The organism is Myroides injenensis M09-0166 (assembly GCF_000246945.1).
Taxonomy (GTDB): Bacteria; Bacteroidota; Bacteroidia; order Flavobacteriales; family Flavobacteriaceae; genus Flavobacterium; species Flavobacterium injenense.
The window spans coordinates 41,164-48,602 of record NZ_BAEX01000013.1; the positions used below are offsets into that span (position 1 = coordinate 41,164).

General features: G+C 32.8%; 6 protein-coding genes. All 6 read left to right on the forward strand.

The features are described from left to right. The first annotated feature begins 1,268 nt into the window (after positions 1-1,268). The 6 genes from pdhA to RH98_RS03705 all read left to right on the forward strand — a co-directional run bounded on the left by pdhA (position 1,269) and on the right by RH98_RS03705 (position 7,428). Positions 1,269-2,267, forward strand: a complete 999-nt coding sequence (gene pdhA / locus RH98_RS03680; protein WP_010250619.1) for a pyruvate dehydrogenase (acetyl-transferring) E1 component subunit alpha — start codon at positions 1,269-1,271, stop codon at positions 2,265-2,267. 9 nt (positions 2,268-2,276) lie between these two features. After that, complete coding sequence (locus RH98_RS03685; RefSeq protein ID WP_010250621.1) at positions 2,277-3,905, forward strand: pyruvate dehydrogenase complex dihydrolipoamide acetyltransferase; 1,629 nt, start codon at positions 2,277-2,279, stop codon at positions 3,903-3,905. 198 nt (positions 3,906-4,103) lie between these two features. Next, positions 4,104-5,033, forward strand: a complete 930-nt coding sequence (locus tag RH98_RS03690; protein WP_010250624.1) for a M28 family metallopeptidase — start codon at positions 4,104-4,106, stop codon at positions 5,031-5,033. Position 5,034: 1 nt separating this feature from the next. Further along, complete coding sequence (locus RH98_RS03695; protein WP_010250626.1) at positions 5,035-5,712, forward strand: SDR family NAD(P)-dependent oxidoreductase; 678 nt, start codon at positions 5,035-5,037, stop codon at positions 5,710-5,712. Positions 5,713-5,722: 10 nt separating this feature from the next. Continuing rightward, on the forward strand, positions 5,723-6,346 hold the full coding sequence (locus RH98_RS03700; RefSeq protein WP_026038726.1) for a SprT-like domain-containing protein: 624 nt from the start codon (positions 5,723-5,725) through the stop codon (positions 6,344-6,346). A gap of 8 nt (positions 6,347-6,354) precedes the next feature. Continuing rightward, positions 6,355-7,428, forward strand: a complete 1,074-nt coding sequence (locus RH98_RS03705; RefSeq protein ID WP_010250629.1) for a mannose-1-phosphate guanylyltransferase — start codon at positions 6,355-6,357, stop codon at positions 7,426-7,428. The last annotated feature ends 11 nt before the right edge of the window (positions 7,429-7,439 follow it).

Below are 7,439 nucleotides of genomic sequence, written 5' to 3' on the forward strand. Positions count from 1 at the left end.
CCATTCTTGAGGGGGAAGGTGAAAAAGTTAAAGTTTTTATATGGAAATCGTCTTGATTTTTGCAAAATAAAGAAGGACTATAGAAATTTTAGAATACTAAAAAGTCCAGATGACTTTATTATATTATCACTTATCTAAATCATTACTTCCGTTTTATTTTTAAACTTTTAAAAAATTAATCATCTAATTATTAAAGGACTTTTTGAATAGAAGTGCTTAAAAATATTCATGGAATCAAGTATTCTATATATACCTTTATTACTATAGGCGATATAATTTTTTCAACAGTGCGTCAACAGTTCTTCAAGACTCCTTCAACAAATAGCCCTCTATATGGAGCAATCATGGCGAATTGTTGAAGAAGTGTTGAAGGATTTAGCTCTAAGGCTTATGAATACTGGCTTTGGCAAGTATTCCAATTTTTACGGATTAGATTGTTTTTGTTATAAAGTATTGTTATTTAGTTAGATATGTTTTTTAGGGTTAAAAAAAAGTGAGGTGTTTTTTTATTTGTACTGACATTTAAAATGATAATATAAAAACTCATATCCTATTGATGTGCAAAGGATCTATTTGATATAGAAATCTATTTTGAAAATATAACTATTAGTTAATTAGTGCTGCACTACTCCTATTAGGATTGTTTATTAATGCTGATACTGGGGGGCATTTACTGAAGATTAGAAAGATGTACTAGTAAAAGAACTAATGCTTGGTGAGATAGCTTTTGTTCTTTATGTTATAAAATCGATACCACATTATCATTAGGATGATATGGAATTTAATGGACTTTATCGTTATAGTTCTAAAGAAATTTCAGAAAACTAAAAAGTCCAGATGAGTTTATGATATTGATCTGTATTAATTGTATATCGTACTGCTAATATTACTATTAAATAAATGATGGTCAAGATTAAGCTGTTTTTGTAAATGGAAGAATCTCTAAAGTGTGTTTATCTGTTTTAGATCAAAACTCTATACATTATTAAATTGAAAAATATTGTTTGAAATACAAGATTGTTAAGTTATTAATAAAAGAGAAAATGCGGAAATAATTTTAAAAAGTAGTATATGTTTTTATTGAATAAAGTGAGTAATTTATAATGTTATCTTAAAAAATAAGTATAAAATAGTAGAGATTCTAAAATACTTCAAATAAATTTTTCAATGTAAAGTAGATGTACTACTTTTGTTTTTCCACAGTAGTGTGGGTTATTGAAATAGTCTGTATTTTAAGCGGTAGCACCGCTGATGAAAAGTAAAGTCATATGAAAGAAATTACAAAAGAAGTTTATCTAAAATGGTATGAAGACATGCTATTTTGGAGAAAGTTTGAAGACAAACTTGCCGCTTTATATATCCAACAAAAAGTAAGAGGATTTTTACATTTATATAATGGGCAAGAAGCTGTTTTGGCTGGAGCTTTACACGCAATGGATAAGTCTAAAGATAAGATGATTACTGCGTACAGAAACCATCCACAGCCAATAGGATTAGGTGTTGATCCTAAAAAAGTTATGGCTGAGTTATTAGGTAAAGGTACTGGTACATCTCAAGGTTTAGGTGGATCTATGCATATCTTTTCAAAAGAGCATAACTTCTTTGGTGGACATGGAATTGTAGGAGGTCAGATTCCTCTAGGAGCTGGATTAGCTTTCGCTGATAAATATTTTGATAGAAAAGCAGTTACAATGTGCTATTTTGGTGATGGTGCTGCTCGTCAAGGTTCTTTACACGAAACATTTAATATGGCTATGAATTGGAAATTACCAGTTGTATTCGTTATTGAAAATAATGGATATGCGATGGGTACTTCAGTTGAGCGTACTGCTAACCATACAGATGTTTGGAAGTTAGGGTTAGGATATGAAATGCCTTGTGGTCCAGTGGATGGAATGAATCCAGTAAAAGTTGCTGAGGCAATGTATGAAGCTATTGAAAGAGCTCGTCGTGGAGATGGTCCTACATTATTAGAAATGAAAACATATAGATATAGAGGTCACTCTATGTCAGATGCTCAACACTACCGCACAAAAGAAGAAGTAGAAGAGTACAAAAAAATAGATCCAATTACTCAAGTTTTAGATGTAATTAAAGCAAATGGTTACGCTACTGAGGAGGAAATTGAAGTTATAGACCAACGAGTGAAAGATTTAGTATCTGAATGTGAGCGTTTCGCAGAGGAATCTCCTTATCCAGAGAAAAATGTAATGTACGATGTTGTGTACGAACAAGAGAATTATCCTTTTTTACCTCATAGATTATAATATAAAGATATGGCAAAAGTAATTACAATGCCACGCTTAAGCGACACTATGACAGAAGGTGTTGTGGCAGCATGGTTAAAAAAAGTTGGCGATAAAGTTTCTGAGGGAGACATCCTAGCAGAAATTGAAACAGACAAAGCAACAATGGAATTCGAAGCATTTGATGCTGGTACATTGTTATATATTGGATTACAGGAAGGAGAATCTGCACCAGTTGATTCATTGCTAGCTATTATAGGAAATGAAGGAGAAGATATTTCTGCACTAATTGGTGGTAATTCAGTTGCTCCAGCTCAGGAAGCTGTTGCTAATTCTGTAGAAGAAAAAGTGGAAGCTCCTGCACCTAAAGCTGCGGCTTTACCAGAAGGAATAAAAATTGTTACTATGCCTCGTCTTAGTGATACGATGACTGATGGAACTGTTGCTACTTGGATTAAGAAAGTAGGGGATAAGGTTAATGAAGGTGATATTTTAGCAGAAATTGAAACGGATAAAGCAACAATGGAGTTTGAAGCTTTTGAAGCAGGTACTTTATTGTATGTTGGAATTCAAGAAGGTGAATCAGCTCCTGTGGATAGCGTTTTAGCTATCTTAGGACCTGAAGGAACTGATATCTCTGGTGTTTTAGAAAATATAAAAAATGGAGCTTCGACTACTGATGAAGCGCCAGCTCAGCAAGAATCTGTTAAAGTAGAAACAGCGCAACCTACAGAGGTTACTCCTACTACAGTATCAACAGGAAGAGTATTTGTTTCTCCATTGGCTAAGAAAATTGCTGAAGAAAAAGGAATAAATATTAATGAGGTTAAAGGAACAGGTGAAAATGGACGTATCATCAAAAGAGATATTGAAAATTTCGTTCCTGCAACTAAAGCGGCTCCAGCTCCGACAGCAGTAGCAGATGCAAAAGCAACAACATCTACTCCAGAAGTAAAACCTTTTGTACCAGTAGGGGAAGTTAGTTTTGAAGAGGTTAAGAACTCTCAAATGCGTAAAACTATAGCTCGTCGCTTAGGTGAGTCTAAGTTTACTGCACCACATTATTATTTGACTATTGAGATCAATATGGATGATGCAATGGCAGCTCGTAAGACAATTAATGAGTTACCTGATACAAAAGTGTCATTTAATGATATGGTTGTGAAAGCATGTGCAATGGCATTGCGTAAACACCCTCAAGTAAATACTCAATGGAAGGATGATGTAACAGTTTATAATCACCACATTAGTGTTGGTGTAGCTGTAGCTGTAGAAGATGGTTTAGTAGTACCAGTTTTACCATTTACAGATCAAATGTCACTTACTCAAATTGGTGGAAAAGTAAAAGAATTAGCGGTAAAAGCTAAATCAAAAAAACTTACGCCTGCAGAGATGGAGGGAAGTACATTTACTGTATCTAATTTAGGTATGTTTGGTATTCAATCTTTTACATCTATCATCAATCAACCAAACTCTTCTATTTTATCAGTAGGAGCGATTGTGGAGAAACCAGTTGTTAAGAATGGACAAATCGTTGTAGGTAATACAATGACTGTTACTCTAGCTTGTGACCACAGAACAGTGGATGGTGCTACAGGAGCACAATTCTTACAAACATTAAGAAGTTATATAGAGAACCCAGTAACTATGCTGGCATAATCTTATTGATTTATATGAAAAAAGCTCACTTTCTAAGTGGGCTTTTTTTGTTTTTGCCTGTAGAAGTAGTCTGTAATATTATAATATGATTATAATAACAACATAACTCTTTTTATTCAACCGTAATTACTGTATTCTATGACAATAAATTTCTTTGTTATATTGGTAATTTCGTATTTTTGGGTAAAATTAAATAACATGCGTTTAAATAGTGTTTTATTGTCATTATTACTAGTTGGCTGTTCTGCAACTAACGTAGTAAAAGATAATAAAGTGTATGTCGATCAAGAGTCAATATCTAATACAGTGTATTATCTTGCATCCGATAGTTTGAAAGGGAGAGATACTGGAAGTGAAGGAAATCATTTAGCAGCAAATTACTTGTCAAGTAAATTAAAAGAATATGGTATTCAACCATTTTTTAGTTCATATAATGATACATTGAGTAATGTTGTTGATACTTGGAATGTTGTAGGTGTAATTCCGGGAAAAGATAAAACTTTAAAGGACGAAGTAGTTCTTTTGGGAGCTCACTATGATCATATAGGAATTCAACCAGCAATAGATGGTGACAGTATCGCAAATGGAGCAAATGATAACGCTGCAGGTACAGCTGTTTTATTAGAATTAGCTCGTAATTTGAGTAGAGATAATAAACGTACAGTGATGATTGCATTTTTTTCTGGAGAAGAAAAAGGATTATGGGGATCTAAACATTTAGCAAAACGATTAAAGGAATCAAATGTAAATGTAGTTTCAATGTTAAACTTCGAAATGCTTGGTTTGGCTATGAAACGTGATTATATGACTTACTTAACTGGTTATGAAGAGTCTAATTTAGGCGAAAAGATAAACGAATTAGGGGGTGAATCGTTAGTAGGTAAATTTGATAAAGCAGAAGAATATCAATTGTTCAAACGTTCAGATAATTATCCTTTTTATTTAGAATTTAAAATACCAAGTCAAAGTTTTAGTTCTTTTGACTTTGAAAATTATGAATATTATCATCACGTAAAAGATGAAGCTCATTTAATGGATTATGATTTTATGCATTCTTTTACGGAGAAGATGATTCCGGTAGTAAATAAATTAGTGAATCTACCACAAGGTGAAATAAGATTGAAATAATATGAAAAATATAATAGTAACTGGTACTAGTAGAGGAATTGGTCTAGAAATTGTAAGACAATTAAATGCTAAAGAGTATCGTGTATTAGCATTATCTCGAAAAATAGCCAATGAATTAGTCGATTTGCCTAATGTGACGTGTCTATCAGTAGATATTACAAAAGAGGATGATTTAAAAAAAGTGTCTGATTACGTAGAACATAATTGGAAGTCTATTGACATTCTTATCAATAATGCAGGGGCTATAGTAAATAAACCTTTTGAAGAGTTGACAAAAGAAGATTTTGATAGAGTATATCAAGTTAATGTTTTTGGAGTTGCACAGCTTATACAAGTTTGTATCCCTTTTATGAAGGCTAATAGTCATGTTGTAACTATTAGTAGTATGGGTGGAGTACAAGGTGTAATGAAGTTTGGAGGCTTGGCAGCTTATAGTTCAAGTAAGGGTGCTGTTATCATCCTTAGTGAATTACTTGCCGAGGAGTATAAAGAAAAAGGCATATCGTTTAATGTAATTGCATTAGGCGCAGTGCAAACAGAAATGTTAGAAGAGGCTTTCCCTGGGTATCAAGCACCATTGTTACCAGAGGAAATGGCAGAATATATTGTTGATTTTGCAATAAATGGGAATAAATATTTTAATGGAAAAGTACTTCAAGCATCAAGTACAACTCCTTAATAAGAAGATTTTGATAGAAAAGCTTAGACCCTATTTACCAGAAGCCGCAGTAGAAGGTGTATTTGAGTTAATTAAGCATTATCACGTTCATTTAAAAATTGTTAATGAGCGCGTTACAAGACATGGGGACTACACAAGGCAACAAGATGGGAAACATATTATAACGGTTAATTCTAATTTGAATTCCTATCGTTTTTTAATGACTCTAGTGCATGAGATAGCTCATTTAGTAGCTTATCAAAAATATGGTGGACGAATAAAACCACATGGATTAGAATGGAAAGGTACATTTCAATTATTAATGCTACCTTTTCTAAGACCAGAAGTATTTCCTAATAATTTATTACCACTGCTTGCAAACCATTTTAGAAATCCATCTGCAAGTAGTGATACAGATGAGCGTTTATCTATTGCGATGCGGCGCTATGATAAACAGAATAAGAACAGTAACGTATGTTTTATTTATGAAATACCTATTGGTAGTCATTTTAGAACGTATAATGGAAAGGTGTTTAAACGAGGACCATTAAGAGTAAAAAGGTTTGAATGTCTTGAGGTAAGTTCAGGACGTGTTTATACATTTAAGGCAAATGCCGAAGTTGAGATATTGACACATTATGTAGTTAAAAGATAAAAGTATATATGAATTCAAATTATTATGCTGTTGTGATGGCAGGGGGGGTAGGATCGCGCTTTTGGCCTGTAAGTACACCTGAGTTTCCGAAACAATTTCACGATATGTTAGGATCAGGAGAAACGCTAATACAAAAAACATTTAAGCGTTTATCTCAGTTAATACCAAAAGAGAATATTTTAATTCTTACGCATGAAAATTATAAGGAAATTGTTCGTGAACAATTGCCAGCTGCCCAAGAAGATAATATTATTCTAGAACCTGCAATGCGTAATACGGCACCGTGTATTCTGTATGCAGCTATGAAAATAAAAAAACATAATCCAGATGCTGTAATGGTTGTAGCGCCTAGCGATCACTGGATAGAAGATGAACTACAGTTCGTGTCTAATTTGCAGCGTACATTTGATGTATGTGAGAGAGATAGGGTATTAATGACTATAGGTATTTTACCGACATTTCCTAATACTGGTTATGGGTATATTGAATTTAATAAATTAGATTCACGTCCTATTAAGAAAGTTGTACAGTTTAGAGAAAAACCTGATTATGTTACAGCTAGAAAATTTATACAAAGCCGTCATTTCTTATGGAATTCAGGAATATTTGTATGGAGTGTAGGAGCAATACTAGATGCTTTCTCACAATATCAACCAGCAATGACAGAATTATTTGATAAAGGTTTTAAAGATTATAACACTCCTAGAGAAAAGGAGTTTATTGAAGAAAACTATCCTAAAGCAGAGAATATCTCAATTGATTATGCTATAATGGAGAAAGCAAATAATGTTTATGTACTTCCAGCTACTTTCGATTGGAATGACTTAGGTACGTGGGGATCATTATATGAGAAGTTGCCAAAAGATAATGGTGACAATGCTATTGTTAATGCAAAGGTTATTTTTGACAATGCTACAAATAATATTGTGCGCACCGATAAAGATAAATTAGTAGTAATTGACGGATTAAATGACTACATAATTGTAGACAAAGAAGATGTCTTATTAATTTATCCTAAGAAGAAAGAGCAAGAAATAAAAACGATTAGTCAGTCTATTAATGAACGATTAAAAGAAGAATAGGTATAAAAAAA

Bases quoted from the DNA above. Each gene is read 5' to 3' on its own strand.
- RH98_RS03695 (WP_010250626.1), top strand. From the start codon at position 5,035: ATGAAAAATATAATAGTAACTGGTACTAGTAGAGGAATTGGTCTAGAA.
- RH98_RS03705 (WP_010250629.1), top strand. From the start codon at position 6,355: ATGAATTCAAATTATTATGCTGTTGTGATGGCAGGGGGGGTAGGATCG.
- pdhA (WP_010250619.1), top strand. From the start codon at position 1,269: ATGAAAGAAATTACAAAAGAAGTTTATCTAAAATGGTATGAAGACATG.
- RH98_RS03690 (WP_010250624.1), top strand. From the start codon at position 4,104: ATGCGTTTAAATAGTGTTTTATTGTCATTATTACTAGTTGGCTGTTCT.
- RH98_RS03685 (WP_010250621.1), top strand. From the start codon at position 2,277: ATGGCAAAAGTAATTACAATGCCACGCTTAAGCGACACTATGACAGAA.